Source organism: Nocardioides dilutus (assembly GCF_054779555.1).
The window spans coordinates 756,784-770,792 of record NZ_BAAGYA010000002.1; the positions used below are offsets into that span (position 1 = coordinate 756,784).

A 14,009-nucleotide genomic window follows, 5' to 3' on the forward strand; every position below is an offset into this window, starting at 1 on the left:
CGGCGGAGGGTGAAGCGACTGCTCAAGTTGAGGAGACGCTCGTGCGCAGGCCCATCGACCCCGTCGACACCATCTGGCTCAACATGGACCGGCCCAACAACCTGATGGTCATCGAGAGCCTGATGACCTTCGCGGACCCGATGGACTGGGACCGCCTCCTGGCGACCTACACCACGCGGGTCCTCGACCGATTCCCCGTCTTCCGCCAGCGGCCGGTGTTCTCGCGGCTGCCACTTGTGCCGCCGCACTGGGAGGACGACGAGGCCTTCGATATCTCCCGCCAGGTCCGGCGGGTGACCCTCGGTGGTGATGGTGACGACGCCGCGCTGCAGGACTACGTCAACAGCCACCTGGGTCGGCAGCTGCCGCGCGACCGACCGCTGTGGGAGCTGCACCTGATCGACAGCTACGGCGAGGGGTCAGCGGTCTACACACGTCTCCACCATGCGCTCGCCGACGGGATCGCACTGTTGCAGGTGCTGCTGTCCCTGACCGACCCCGAGCCCGAGCCGTCGCCGGCTGTGCACGCAGCCGTCGAGGCCCACGCGGGCCACCACGGTCCGCTGGACGCGGCCCTGCACGCGGCCGAGGCGGCCGGCGGCGCGCTGCTCGACCTGCCTCGGCTGGTCTCACCGCACGTGGTCCAGGACGCCCTCACCGTGGCCCAGCAGACGGCGTCGGTCGCCGCCAAGCTGACCTTGAGCCACCGGCCGGAAGTCTCGCTCACCGGCACGGCAGGCCCACGCAAGCGCGCGGTGTGGGCCCCACCCTTCCCCCTCGCGGAGGTCGCCGAGGTCGGGCACCGGACGGGTACGACGGTCAACGACGTCCTGGTCGCCGCGCTGGCGGGCGCCGTGGCGACGTACCTCCAGGAGCACGACGGAGAGTCGGTGGACCTGCCGACGATGGTGCCGGTCAATCTCCGCGGCGACGAGCTGCCGCCGAGCGAGCTCGGCAACAAGTTCGCCCTGGTGCTGCTCAGCCTGCCCTCCGGGCTGGACACGCCGTTCGCTCGGCTCGCCGAGACCAAACGGCGCATGGACGCGATCAAGGACTCCCCGGAGGCGGTGCTGACCTTCGGGATGATCCGCGGCATCGGGCGCACGGGGCGTGACGTGGAGCGCTACCTGGTCGACTTCTTCGCCGACAAGGCGAGTGGGGTCACCACCAACGTCCCGGGGCCGCGACAGCCGCGCTACATCGCCGGCAACCGCGTCGTGTCGATGCTGGGTTGGGCACCCGAGTCCGGCAACCAGACCCTCGGGACCTGCATCTTCACCTACGACGGCAACGTCCATGTCGGCTTCAAGACCGATGTCGACACGGTGGCCCACCCCGAGCGTCTCGTCGAGGCGTTCCGCGACGAGCTGCGACGGCTGGTCCTGATGGCAGCCTGAGCGCCATCTCCGGCGCGTCGCGCGGGCATGTGACGGGTGTGACTGGTGATACTGGCGGTCACAGCTCGATCCCAGACCATCGGAGACCAGGTGCCTTCCCCCACCTCTCCCGGCCCCGCCCCGCACGGCAGGGTTCCCAGCGCGACGGCCGTCCGCGCCGGTCGCGTGCGCTTCCGGCGGGCACTCGCGCTGATGGTCATGACCCTCGTGGTGCCCGGCTCGGCGCAGCTCGTCGCGGGTGACCGGCGGGTCGGTCGCGCCGCGATGCGCATCTGGATCGGCGTACTCGCGATCGGGGCATTGGTGCTCCTGGCCTCGCTGGTCCGCCGCCAGTTCCTCTTCGACCTGGTCTTCGACACCCGGCTGCTGCTCGTCCTGCGGGTCGGGCTGGTCCTGGGGGCGGTCGGCTGGGCGTTCCTGCTGGTGGACGCGTGGCGGATCGGTCAGCCGTTGTCCCTGTCGATGCAGCACCGGCGCGCCGCGATCGGCGTCAACGGCGCCCTGTGCCTGTTCGTCGCCAGCGCGCTGCTCTTCGGCTCCCACCTGGTCGGCGCGCAGCGCGAAATGGTCCAGGCGATGTTCGGCGACGGCGAGGCGAGCGACGCCACGCACGGCCGCTACAACGTGCTCCTCCTGGGCGGCGACAGCGGCGCCGACCGCTGGGGCCTGCGCCCGGACTCCATCACCGTCGCCAGCATCGACGAGGAGAACGGCAAGACCGTGCTCATCTCGCTGCCGCGCAACATGACCAACTTCCCCTTCGCGCCGGGGTCGGTCATGGAGGAGCAGTTCCCCGACGGCTTCGACTGCGGCGAGGAGTGCATGCTCAACGGCGTCAGCACCTGGGCCGGCGACAACACCGAGCTGTTCCGGGGGAGCAAGAACCCCGGCGTCGACGCCACGATCATGGCCGTCGAGGGCATCACCGGCCTGGAGATCAACTACTGGGCGATGGTCAACCTCCGCGGCTTCCGCGAGCTGGTCGACGCGGTCGGCGGCGTGACGCTCAACGTGCGTGAGCCGATCCCGGTCGGCATCGGCAGCGACGTCAACTACGTCCAGCCCGGCCGCCGCAAGCTGACCGGCTTCGAGACGCAGTGGTTCGCCCGGGCCCGCCAGGGATCCGACGACTACTCCCGGATGGCGCGCCAGAAGTGCGTGATGACCGCAATGCTCCAGCAGATCAGCCCGCAGACGATGCTGCGCAACTTCTCGAGGATCGCGAAGGCCAGCTCGGACATGGTGTCCACCAACATCCCGGCCGGCGAGGTCGGCCAGTTCGTCGACCTCGCGCTCGAGGCCAAGGGCCAGCCGGTCTCCACGCTGTCGCTGGTGCCGCCCCTGGTCAACACCGGGGACCCTGACATCGCGTTGATCCAAGACAAGGTCCAGGAGGCCGTCGACCGTTCCGAGGGCGACTTCGAGGCGGACGACAAGTTGGACGAGTCCGCGCCGGGCAAGGCCGAGAAGAAGAAGGACAAGCCCAAGCCGCCGCCCGCGGTCACCGGGGGCTCGGTGGGCTCCCTCAGCCAGGGGTATGCCGCCAACGACACCGAGGACGTCGCCGCGGCGTGCTGAGCGCCTCCTGACCCCGGGGGGTGGGCGGGCATAGGCTGCCGCTGATGTCCCAGCCCACCGTGCTCGCCGTCGACGGCAACTCGCTGCTGCACCGGGCCTTCCACGCCTCGGCGCGCAGCGGCTTCCGCCTCGACGGTCGGCCGGCCTGGGCGGTGCGGGGGCTCCTGTCCCAGCTCGTCGCCGCCGTCGACCGGGTCTGTGCCGATGCGGTCGTCGTGGGGTTCGACGACCGTGGCAACAGCTCGCGCAAGAAGCGCTGGCCCACCTACAAGGCGCATCGGGTCCCCAAGCCGGAGACACTCGAGTCCCAGCTCGACCTGGCGGTCGAGGTGCTCCGAGCGCTGGGTGTCGTGGTCGTCGTCCCGCCCGGGCTCGAAGCCGACGACGTGCTGGCGAGCGTGGCGGCGCAGGCACCGGCACAGGGGGCTCGCACCGTCGTGGCGACGTCCGACCGGGACAGCTTCTCGCTGATCGACGAGCACACCCGGATGTTGCGCATCCTCAACGGCGGGGTGGACGCGTCGCCGCTGCTCGACCCCGCACGCCTGGCCATGGTCACCGGCGTGCGCCCGGAGCAATACTCCGACCTGGCCGCGCTCCGGGGTGACGCCTCTGACAACCTGCCCGGCGTCAGCGGCTTCGGCGCCAAGACCGCGGTCAAGCTGCTCACCGAGCTCGACACCGCCGAGGCGGCGTTCGCCGACGCGCTCGACGGGGGCGAGCGGTGCCGCGCCGCCGTCGGGTCGGCGCGGGCGAAGACGCTGGCGACGACCGAGGCCCGGGAGCGGTTCGACCTCAACCGCGCGGTGATGACGATGGTCGCCACCGCCGAGCTCGGCCTCGACCTCACCGCGGGCCCGGGCGCCGGGGTGCTCCCGCTCGACGAGGAGACCGTACGTTCGGTGTTCACCCGGTTCGAGCTGCACGTGCCAGCCGCGATCAGGGCGCTCACCCTCAAGGAGCCCACCCGGTCGGTCGAGCCGACCTACGTCGACCCGCGCTGGTCTGCCCCGCCGGCCCCGCGGTTCGCCCCGCTGCCCCAGCTCGTGCCCAGCGCCCCGGCGTACGTCCAGGAGACGCTCTTCTGAGAGGCTTCCTGGCGTGACTGACGACCAGGGCCGACGCATCGTCGCCGTGGTCGTCACCCACAACCGGCTGCCCCTGCTGCGGCGGCTGACGGCGCGGCTGGTCGAGGTCCAGGAGCTCGACGAGGTGCTGGTCGTCGACAACGCCTCGACCGACGGCACGGGGGCCTGGTTGCGCGACGCCCCCGTGACCAGCCGGACCCTGCCCACCAACTCCGGCGGCGCCGGCGGCTTCCACGACGGACTGGAGTGGGCGGTCGAGAGCGGCGCCGACCTGGTCTGGCTCATGGACGACGACGGGCTGCCTGCGCCCGACTGCCTGAGCCTGCTGCTCGACCACCCAGACCTCGACTTCTGGGGACCCGTGGTCGTCGACGAGGACGACCCGTCCCGGCTGGTCTTCCCGATCCGGCTGCCGGGCGGCACCCGGACGGTGCGGCGGCTCGACGAGGTCTGGGCGGCCGCGACCGACGGCGTGATCCGAGACGTGGTGATCCCCTTCAACGGCGTGCTCGTCACCCGTGAGCTGGTCGAGCGGATCGGGCTGCCCCGCGCCGAGTTCTTCATCTGGGGCGACGACGTGGAGTACCTCTGGCGCGCCAACGCGGCCGGCGCCCGCACGGCCACCGTCGTGGGCGCGGAGGTGCGCCACCCCAGCGTGGGCGACCTCGGGACGCGGATGATGTTCGGCCGCACGACCTACAACCACAGCCCCAGCGACCTCAAGCACTACTGCATGGCCCGCAACAACACGCTCAACCTGCGCACCTACCGCGGCTGGCCCCACGTGCTGATGTTCTGGGTCAAGACGCTGTGGTTCTACACGGTGACCCGCCGCCAGCCGGGCCGGCTCCCGATGAGCGCGCGGGCGGCGTACGCCGGTCTGCGCGGCGACTTCACCGGTCACCGGAGGTTCATCGATGGTTGAGGTGCGAGCGCAGCGAGCCTCGAAACCCGAGACCGTCGCCGTCGTCGTGGTGACCTACAACCGGGCCGGCCTGCTGCTGCGGATGCTCGGTGCCCTGGCCGCGTCGCAGCGGTCACCGGATGCGGTGATCGTGGTCGACAACGCGAGCACCGACCACACCAAGACCGTGCTGGACGGGGTGCTCAACCTCCCCCTCCAGGTGATCCGGCCGGAGCACAACCTGGGCGGGTCCGGTGGCTTCAACCTCGGCGTGGCGGCGGCCTACGAGCAGGGCTTCGACCGCATCTGGCTGATGGACGACGACGTGCTTCCGGCACCGGACTGCCTCGGCGTCCTCATGGACGTCGATGAGGACTGCCTGATGGCGGTGCGCGAAGACACCTCCGGGCGGCTGGTCGAGAAGGCCGCGGTCACCTTCGACCTGCGCAACCCGCTGCGGATCAAGCCCAAGACGGCCATGGTCGAGACGACCTACGGCGAGCGATCGGCGATGCCGGACAAGGTCGAGCTCGAGAACGTCGCCTTCGAGGGCTTCATGGTGCGCCGCCGGGTGGTGGAGCAGATCGGCCTCCCCGACCCGGACTTCTTCATCTTCTACGACGACGTGGACTACGCACTGCGCGCGCGGCGCGCCGGCTTCCGCATCTGGGCGGTCCGCGACGCGGTCCTGGTGCGCCAGCTCGAGTTCGACCAGCAGCACGACCTGGGCGGCTGGAAGGGCTACTACATGTACCGCAACCTCTTCACGGTGCACCGTCGCTACGGCGAGAACCGGCTCGTGCGAGCCAAGCCGTGGCTGATCGCCGCCGGCGTGGTGGCGCTGTCCCCACTGCGTGGCGGGCAGGACGAGGTGCGCAACGTCAGCCGTGCCCTGAAGGACTCCCGGCGCCGACCGTGACACCGGAGCCGGTCACCCGGGAGCCACCGCCACTTCGGGGGCCGGTGATCTCCACCCAGGACTGGCGCGACCTGACCTTCCTCCACTGGGCCGTCGACCCGGCCAGGGTCGAGGGCCTCATGCCCGACGGCGTCCGTCCCGACGTCCACGAAGGCCGGACCTACGTCGGCCTGGTGCCGTTCCGGATGGTCGGAGTCAGCCTCGGCAGCAGCCCGGGCATCCCCTACTTCGGCACCTTCCTCGAGACCAACGTCCGGCTCTACTCCGTCGACGGGACCGGCCGGCGCGGTGTGGTGTTCCTCAGCCTGGACACCGACCGGGCCGTGGTGGTCCCCGCGATCCGGGCCGCCATCGGCGCGCCCTACCGCTGGGCCCGGATGCGATTCGGCCGCGAGCGCGGCGTCGTCACCTACCAGGCGTGGCTCCGGAGGCTGGGGGAGCGGCCGCAGTGCAGGGTCGTCGTCCGGGTGGGCGGCGTCCGCGAGCCGACACCGCTGGACGACTTCCTCACCGCGCGATGGGGAGCCCACGTCGCGCGGCGCCGCGGCACGACCTACGTCCCCAACACGCACGAGCCGTGGACCCTGCGCGACGCCGAGGTGCTCGAGCTGGACGACGGGCTGCTCGCGTCGGTGGGTCTCCCTGGGCTCGCGGACCGGCCACCGGACCAGGTGGCGTTCAGCGACGGCGTGCACGCGGAGTTCGGTCGCCCTGTCAGAGTGACGGGATGACCCAGCGAGACAGCGCCCTCCCGGTGGCGCTCAACCACGCACAGCGCTGGCTGGCGTCCCTCGACGACCGGCCGGTGCCTCCACGGCTGCAGGTCGAGGAGCTCGTCCAACGGCTCGGTGCGGAGCTGCCGGACGGCCCGCGGGAGGCCAGCGCCGTGGTCGAGCACCTGGCGACCGCGCTCGAGCCGGGTCTGACCGCGATTCCCTCCGGACGCTTCTACGGGATGGTCATGGGCGGCACGCACCCGGCGGCCCTCGCCGCCGACTGGCTGGTCAGCGCCTGGGACCAGAACGCCGGGCTGGCCAGGCTCACCCCGGCCGCGACGGCCACCGAGGTGGTGGCGAGCGCCTGGCTGCTCGACCTGATGAGCCTGCCGGCGGGGAGCGCGGTCGGGTTCGTCACCGGCGGGACGATGGCCAACTTCACCTGCCTGGCCGCGGCCCGGGACCAGGTGCTGCGCAAGGCCGGCTGGGACGTCGGGGCACGTGGGCTGGCCGGCTCGCCCGGCGTGCGGGTCCTCGTCGGCGAGGAGCGGCACGACACCGTGGACCTCGCGCTGCGCTACCTCGGGCTCGGTGCGCCCGAGCCGGTCGCGGCCGACGACGAGGGGCGCCTGGTGGCCGAGGACCTCCGGCGAGCGCTGGGGGAGCGGGACGGCCCCACGGTGGTGTGCCTGCAGGCGGGCAACGTGCACTCCGGCGGGTACGACCCGTTCACCGAGGCCGTCGAGGTCGCCCACCGGCACGGCGCCTGGGTGCCCGTCGACGGCGCGTTCGGGCTGTTCGCGGCCGCCGCGCCGGCGTACCGCCACCTCACGGAGGGCGTGGCCGGCGCCGACTCGTGGGCGACCGACGCGCACAAGACGCTCAACGTGCCCTACGACTGCGGGATCGCGATCGTCCGCGACCCGGCTGCCGTCAGGGCCGCGATGGGGATGCACGGTGACTACCTGATCCAGGACGAGGCCGGGGACCCGTTCGAGAAGGTGCCGGAGCTGTCCCGACGCGCGCGGTCGATCCCGGTCTGGGCGGTGCTCGCGTCACTGGGCCGCACCGGGGTGGGCGACCTGGTCGAGCGGATGGCGGGCCACGCGGCGGCGTTCGCGCGAGGGATCGCAGAGATCCCCGGCGCCGAGGTGCTCAACGACGTCGTCTTCACGCAGGTGTGCGTGTCCTTCGGTGACGACGACCGCACCCGGCAGGTGGTGGCTCGGCTCCTCGAGGACGGCGAGGCGTGGATGAGCGGCTCGGTCTGGCGCGGCCGGGCGGTGCTGCGCATCTCGGTGAGCAACTGGTCGACCACCGAGGGTGACGTTGGTCGCAGCCTCGGCGCGCTGCGCCGGGCCGCGGGCGCGCCGAATCGGGCCGACGCGGCGCCGTCCGTAGACTGATCTGTCGTGTCGTCGGAGAGCTCCCTGCCTGATCTCGTCGTCGTCGGCTCCGGGTTCTTCGGGCTGACGGTCGCCGAGCGCTGCGCGACCGAGCTCGGCCTCAAGGTCCTGGTGCTGGAGCGTCGCCCGCATCTCGGCGGCAACGCCTACAGCGAGGTGGAGCCCGAGACCGGCATCGAGGTGCACAAGTACGGCGCGCACCTGTTCCACACCTCCAACAAGAAGGTCTGGGACTACGTCACCCGGTTCACGACGTTCACGGGCTACCAGCACCGCGTCTTCGCGAAGTACCAGGGCCAGGTCTACTCGTTCCCGATGAACCTGGGGCTCATCAACCAGTTCTTCGGCGAGGCGCACACGCCCGACGAGGCGCGCGAGCTGATCGCCAAGCAGGCCAGCGAGATCGCCACCGAGGACGCCACCAACCTCGAGGAGAAGGCGATCAGCCTGATCGGCCGGCCGCTCTACGAGGCGTTCGTCAAGGGCTACACCGCCAAGCAGTGGCAGACCGACCCGACCGAGCTGAGCGCGGACATCATCACTCGCCTCCCGGTCCGCTACACCTACGACAACCGCTACTTCAGCGACACCTATGAGGGCCTGCCCACCGACGGCTACACCGCGTGGCTGACCCGGATGGCCGACCACCCCAACATCGAGGTGCGGCTCGAGACCGACTTCTTCGACGTCCGCGACGACTACGTCGGCAAGGTGCCGGTCGTCTACACGGGCCCGGTCGACGAATACTTCGGCAACTCCGAGGGCCGGCTGTCCTGGCGGACCGTCGATCTCGAGCCGGAGGTCGTCGACGTCGACGACTTCCAGGGCTGCCCGGTGATGAACTACAACGACTACGAGGTCCCGTTCACCCGGATCCTCGAGTTCAAACACTTCCACCCCGAGCGCACCTACCTGCCCGGCAAGTCCGTGATCGTGCACGAATACTCCCGGTTCGCCGAGGAGGACGACGAGCCCTACTACCCGATCAACACCGCCGAGGACCGCGAGAAGCTGCTGAAGTACCGCGAGCTCGCCAAGGCCGAGCCGATGGTGCTCTTCGGCGGGCGGCTCGGCACCTACAAGTACCTCGACATGCACATGGCGATCGGCTCCGCGCTGTCCATGTTCGACAACAAGCTCAGGCCGCACTTCGCCGACGGCGCGGCCCTGACAAGTGGGGGAGTCGACGAGTGAGCTCGTCCCAGGACAACACCGACAACAACTCGGGCACCACCGTGCGCCGGGTGCTGCAGCGGCAGATCATGCCGATCGACCGCGACTTCGACGTGTTCGCTCTCTACGTCGACCCCGAGGACGTGGCCCTGGACGCCGACAAGTACGAGGTGGGCGGCAGCCGGGCGGCCAAGGACCTCAACAACGCCGCCATCCGGCAGTCCACCACCACGGGCCGGTCGATCCACCCGGACCAGATCGAGTCGCGCACGGCGCTGCGTGTGAAGTCCGGCGAGCGGCTGTCCTTCGGCACCTACTTCAACGCCTTCCCCGCCAGCTACTGGCGGCGCTGGACCGTGGTCTCCGACGTCCGGCTCACCGTCGACGTCTCGGGCCGGGGGGCGACGGTGGTCGTCTACCGCTCGATGGCCAACGGCCGATCGCAGCGGGTCACCTCCGCCAGCACCGGCGGCGAGGCCAAGGGCACCTTCGTCTTCGACCTCCCGCTCAAGCCGTTCATCGACGGGGGCTGGTACTGGTACAACGTGGTCGCCGGCGACGACGACGCCGTCGTGGAGTCGGCCGAGTGGTCGGCCGAGGTGCCGGAAGACCGGGCCGCCCACGGCACCACCGACATCGCGATCACCACGATGAACCGGCCGGACTTCTGCGCCAAGCTGCTCACGCAGATCGGCACCGACGAGCGACTGAAGCCCTACCTCGACACCGTCATGGTCATGGAGCAGGGCACCGACAAGGTGCTCGACTCCGAGTTCTACCCCAAGGCCTTGGACGCGCTGGGCGACAAGCTACGGGTGATCGAGCAGGGCAACCTGGGCGGCTCCGGCGGCTACGCCCGTGGGCAGCTCGAGTCGGTCCGCAAGGGCAGTTCGACCTACGCCCTGATGATGGACGACGACGTGGTCTGCGAGCCCGAGGGCATCATCCGCGCGGTCACCTTCGGCGACCTGGCCCGGCGTCCGACGATCGTCGGCGGCCACATGTTCAGCCTCTACAACAAGTCCGAGCTGCACAGCTTCGGCGAGATCGTCCAGCCGTGGCGCTTCTGGTGGATGACCCCTCTCGACGGGTTCAGCCGCTGGGACCTGCAGGCGCGCAACATCCGATCCGCGCGGTGGCTGCACAAGCGCGTCGACGTGGACTTCAACGGCTGGTTCATGTGCCTGATCCCGCGCCAGGTCCTCGAGGAGATCGGGCTGTCGCTGCCGCTCTTCATCAAGTGGGACGACGCCGAGTACGGCCTGCGCGCCAAGGAGGCCGGCTTCCCGACGGTGACCTTCCCGGGGGCGGCCGTGTGGCACATCCCGTGGACCGACAAGAACGACGCGGTCGACTGGCAGGCCTACTTCCACGTGCGCAACCGGTTCGTGACCGCGCTGCTGCACTCGCGCTACCCGCGCGGTGGCCGGCTGATCCGCGAGGACCTCAACCACACCATCGCCCACCTGGTGTCGATGCAGTACTCCACCGTCGAGATCCGCCACATGGCGCTCAAGGACGTGCTGGCCGGTCCTCATGGTCTGCACGAGCTGCTGCCCGACCGGCTCGCCGAGGTCAACGCGCACCGCAAGCAGTTCACCGATGCCCAGCTCCAGCCGGACCGCGAGGCGTTCCCGGAGGTGCGCCGCGAGAAGCCGCCGCGCAAGGGCCGCGACGTGGTCGAGGTCCCGGGCCGGCTGTCCCAGCTGATGACGGCCGGCCTCTCGCCGATCCGACACCTGCGCCCGGCACGCAAGATGTCGCAGGAGTTCCCCGAGGTCGAGATCCGCGCGGTCGATGCGCGGTGGTACCGGCTGGCGTCCTACGACTCCGCGGTCGTCTCCATGAACGACGGCACCTCGGCAGCGCTCTACAAACGCGACCCGGTCAAGTTCCGCGAGCTGATGAAGGAGACCGCCCAGCTGCACGAGCAGCTGGTGCGTGAGTGGCCGCGGCTGGCGCAGGAGTACCGCGACGCGCTCGGCGACATCACCTCCCCCGAGCGGTGGGAGGAGACCTTCCGGCCCTGGACCGACGGCGGGGACGCGGCCGATGACTGACCTGGCCACCCGTCACGACCTGGCGCGCGTGCCGATGGTCGACCCCGGGGCCAAGGGCGGCCTGCTCGGGGTGCTCCGGCATCGCTACCTGCTGCGACTCATGGTCCGGCGTGAGCTCCGGGCCCGCTACATCGGGTCGAAGATGGGGCTCCTCTGGTCCTACATCAACCCGTTCAGCCGGTTCCTGACGTTCTACTTCGTGTTCGGGATCATCATCGGCCGTGGGCAGGTGCCGCACTTCGCTATCCACCTCTTCACCGGCATGGTGCTGGTCAACCTGTTCGTCGAGTCGTTCAACGCCGGCACCCGCTCGATCGTGCAGAACAAGGCGGTGGTGCAGAAGATGCCGCTGCCGCGGGAGATCTTCCCGATCGCCTCGACCCTGGTGACGCTCTACCACACCGGGCCGCAGATGGTGATCCTGATCGGTGCCTGCCTGGCCACTGGCTCGTTCGAGCCCGACGTCGTGGGACTCCTGGCCGCCCTGCTGGGCTTCGGGATCGTCATCCTGCTGGGCATCGGCATGGCGCTGATGTTCTCCGCGGTCAACGTGATGTTCCGCGACTTCACCAGGGCGGTGAGGATCGTCACCGGGATGATCCCGTTCAGCGTGCCGATGATGTACCCCTACACGCTGGTGCAGGAGCGGTTCGAGGCCTTCCCCATCATCGAGCGTCTCTACCTCGCCAACCCGATCGCCGAGGCCGTCCTGCTGTTCCAGCGCGGCTTCTGGATCACGACGGTGAGCGATGCGGACGCCAAGGACGCCGGTGAGGAGTGGGGGTTCACGCCGGGGCTGCACGCGAACTTCCCTGACGACCTCTACGTGCGTGGGCTGATCATGCTCGGCATCGCGGCCGTCTTCCTTGTCTTCGCGCAGTGGGTGTTCACCCGGCTCGACGACAAGATCCCGGATCGGCTCGTGGCATGAGCACCCCGACCACGTCGATCGAGGTCACCGGGGTCTCCAAGGAGTTCGCCCGCCACTACCAGCGGACGCTCAAGCAGGTCGCGGTGGCCAAGCTGCGCCGCCAGGAGACCAAGATGAAGTTCTGGGCCCTGCGCGACGTGACGTTCAGCGTCGAGCAGGGCGAGGCGATCGGGCTGATGGGCCTCAACGGCTCCGGCAAGAGCACGCTGCTCAAGCACATCATGGGAGTGATGCGGCCCACCGAGGGACAGGTGCGCACGCGCGGCCGGGTCTCCGGGCTGATCGCCACCGGGGCGGGCTTCCACCCCCAGATGACCGGTCGCGAGAACATCTACATGAACGCCGCCATCCTCGGCATGAACGCGGCGGAGACCGACGCGAAGTTCGACGACATCGCGGCGTTCGCCGACGTCGGCGAAGCCATGGACACCCCTGTCGGCAACTACTCCTCGGGCATGTTCGCCCGGCTCGGGTTCTCGGTGGCCGTGCACGTCGACTGCGACGTGTTCATCGCCGACGAGGTCCTCGCCGTCGGCGACCAGCCCTTCAAGAAGAAGTGCATCAAGAAGATGGAGCAGGTCCGCGACAGCGGCGTCACGCTCCTCTACGTCAGCCACGCCGCGGCGTCGGTCCGGCGGATGTGCACCCGGGTCATCGTCCTGGAGAAGGGCGTCGTGGGCTTCGACGGTGACGTCGACGAGGGCATCAAGTTCCTCCACTACGACGACGACAACGACGAGCCCGACGCCGAGGAAGAGACCACCGACGCGGAGCTCGGCTCCGAGGTCTGAGTTCCGGGTTCGGCCCGCGCACTAACGCTTTCTTGCCTATCTGCGTGATCGGACGGCCGCTCCGCGGCAGATCCGGGCGAGAACTACCTGTCTGACTCGCCCAGGATCATCAGCGTCTCGGGGTTCGGCATCGGCACGAATCCGACGCGGGCATAGACCGCGTGCGCGTCGGCCGTCGCCAGAAGAACTCGCTTGAGACGCATCGGCCGGAGCGCGGCCATGACCGTCTCCGACAGACGTACGCCCAGCCCGCGGCCGCGGTGGCCGCGGTCAACGTACACGTCGCACAGCCAGCCGAAGGTCGCATAGTCGGTTACGACGCGTGCGTAGGCAACCTGGGTCCCGTCGCCGGTGAACACTCCGAAGTTCATGGAATGCCGGGCCGCGGTCTCGACGACCTCGCGGGAACGCCCCAGCGCCCAGTAGGCATCAGTCGATAACCATTGATGGACACGGTCGAAGTCCATCCGAGCGAGATCCGAGTCGAACTCGTAGTCATCACTCCTGCGGTCTGCCGTCACGACGGCATTCTCTGCCCAACGAGCGATTGGCAGGTCCATGAAGTCCTCGACCGCACTGAAACTCGAGACGAGCGACCAGCGGCAGATGAGGACGGTCGGTTCCCCGACGGTTCATCAAGGGATGCTGACGAACCTGCCGTTCCCATGCCGAGTTCACCCCGGGGAGTGCGGGTTGAGCGACATCCCCTGAGGAAACTGCGGCGACCTCAACTCGGCCATGTGAGGGCGGTTCCGGAGTCTGTCTACGCCGTGGAGTCGCGCCACAGGTAGAGGCCGGAGAAGCGTTGCCTGAGCTCGGGCGACTCGTTGGCATCGATCAGGGCCCGGCCCTCCAGGTCGAGCGTTGGGCTGGATGTTGAAGCCCCAGTACTGAAGTTGTGGAGGAACGAGACCGTCCAATCTCCCAAGAACTTCATCAGGCACTTCCGGCGTGTCGACTGGAAATTACAAGTTTGTAGTTACTCAGAAACCCTAGCGCGGCTCTGTGGCTGCTGTGACAGTTGCTTCTCGTGTGACCTTCCCCCA

Annotated in this window: 12 protein-coding genes; 11 read left to right on the top strand and 1 reads right to left on the bottom strand. The window is 69.5% G+C overall.

The window, feature by feature from the left end:
* Positions 1–41: 41 nt before the first annotated feature.
* The 11 genes from ACYVC6_RS13335 to ACYVC6_RS13385 all read left to right on the top strand — a co-directional run bounded on the left by ACYVC6_RS13335 (position 42) and on the right by ACYVC6_RS13385 (position 12,963).
* On the top strand, positions 42–1,397 hold the full coding sequence (locus ACYVC6_RS13335; protein WP_460714816.1) for a wax ester/triacylglycerol synthase family O-acyltransferase: 1,356 nt from the start codon (positions 42–44) through the stop codon (positions 1,395–1,397).
* A 90-nt stretch (positions 1,398–1,487) separates the two neighbouring features.
* Positions 1,488–2,975, top strand: coding sequence for an LCP family protein (locus tag ACYVC6_RS13340; RefSeq protein WP_460714818.1), 1,488 nt, complete (start codon positions 1,488–1,490; stop codon positions 2,973–2,975).
* Positions 2,976–3,019: 44 nt separating this feature from the next.
* A complete protein-coding gene (locus tag ACYVC6_RS13345) occupies positions 3,020–4,063 on the top strand; it encodes a 5'-3' exonuclease (protein ID WP_460714820.1) in 1,044 nt (347 codons plus the stop codon).
* Between the two features lie 13 nt (positions 4,064–4,076).
* Positions 4,077–4,988 carry a glycosyltransferase family 2 protein gene (locus ACYVC6_RS13350; protein WP_460714822.1) on the top strand — a complete coding sequence of 304 codons (912 nt, stop codon included), beginning with the start codon at positions 4,077–4,079 and terminating at the stop codon, positions 4,986–4,988.
* Positions 4,981–5,886: a glycosyltransferase family 2 protein gene (locus tag ACYVC6_RS13355; protein ID WP_460714824.1), complete on the top strand. Its 906-nt coding sequence runs from the start codon at positions 4,981–4,983 to the stop codon at positions 5,884–5,886. The genes ACYVC6_RS13350 and ACYVC6_RS13355 overlap by 8 nt, the downstream gene beginning before the upstream one ends.
* Positions 5,883–6,617 carry a YqjF family protein gene (locus ACYVC6_RS13360; RefSeq protein ID WP_460714826.1) on the top strand — a complete coding sequence of 245 codons (735 nt, stop codon included), beginning with the start codon at positions 5,883–5,885 and terminating at the stop codon, positions 6,615–6,617. The genes ACYVC6_RS13355 and ACYVC6_RS13360 overlap by 4 nt, the downstream gene beginning before the upstream one ends.
* Entirely contained in the window at positions 6,614–8,008 is a 1,395-nt protein-coding gene (locus ACYVC6_RS13365; RefSeq protein WP_460714828.1) for a pyridoxal phosphate-dependent decarboxylase family protein, read from the top strand. Before ACYVC6_RS13360 ends, ACYVC6_RS13365 begins: the two co-directional genes overlap by 4 nt.
* Positions 8,009–8,014: 6 nt before the next feature.
* A complete protein-coding gene (gene glf, locus ACYVC6_RS13370; protein WP_460714831.1) occupies positions 8,015–9,202 on the top strand; it encodes a UDP-galactopyranose mutase in 1,188 nt (395 codons plus the stop codon).
* Entirely contained in the window at positions 9,199–11,241 is a 2,043-nt protein-coding gene (locus ACYVC6_RS13375) for a glycosyltransferase (protein WP_460714833.1), read from the top strand. The genes glf and ACYVC6_RS13375 overlap by 4 nt, the downstream gene beginning before the upstream one ends.
* Positions 11,234–12,172, top strand: a complete 939-nt coding sequence (locus tag ACYVC6_RS13380) for an ABC transporter permease (RefSeq protein ID WP_460714835.1) — start codon at positions 11,234–11,236, stop codon at positions 12,170–12,172. The genes ACYVC6_RS13375 and ACYVC6_RS13380 overlap by 8 nt, the downstream gene beginning before the upstream one ends.
* Complete coding sequence (locus ACYVC6_RS13385) at positions 12,169–12,963, top strand: ABC transporter ATP-binding protein (RefSeq protein WP_460714837.1); 795 nt, start codon at positions 12,169–12,171, stop codon at positions 12,961–12,963. Before ACYVC6_RS13380 ends, ACYVC6_RS13385 begins: the two co-directional genes overlap by 4 nt.
* Before the next feature lie 83 nt (positions 12,964–13,046).
* Here the strand turns inward: ACYVC6_RS13385 and ACYVC6_RS13390 are convergent, their stop codons facing one another.
* Complete coding sequence (locus ACYVC6_RS13390; protein ID WP_460714839.1) at positions 13,047–13,484, bottom strand: GNAT family N-acetyltransferase; 438 nt, start codon at positions 13,482–13,484, stop codon at positions 13,047–13,049.
* Between the last annotated feature and the right edge of the window lie 525 nt (positions 13,485–14,009).

Coding starts and splice junctions, on each gene's coding strand:
- ACYVC6_RS13380 (WP_460714835.1), top strand. CDS start 11,234: ATGACTGACCTGGCCACCCGTCACGACCTGGCGCGCGTGCCGATGGTC.
- ACYVC6_RS13355 (WP_460714824.1), top strand. CDS start 4,981: ATGGTTGAGGTGCGAGCGCAGCGAGCCTCGAAACCCGAGACCGTCGCC.
- ACYVC6_RS13365 (WP_460714828.1), top strand. CDS start 6,614: ATGACCCAGCGAGACAGCGCCCTCCCGGTGGCGCTCAACCACGCACAG.
- ACYVC6_RS13385 (WP_460714837.1), top strand. CDS start 12,169: ATGAGCACCCCGACCACGTCGATCGAGGTCACCGGGGTCTCCAAGGAG.
- ACYVC6_RS13345 (WP_460714820.1), top strand. CDS start 3,020: ATGTCCCAGCCCACCGTGCTCGCCGTCGACGGCAACTCGCTGCTGCAC.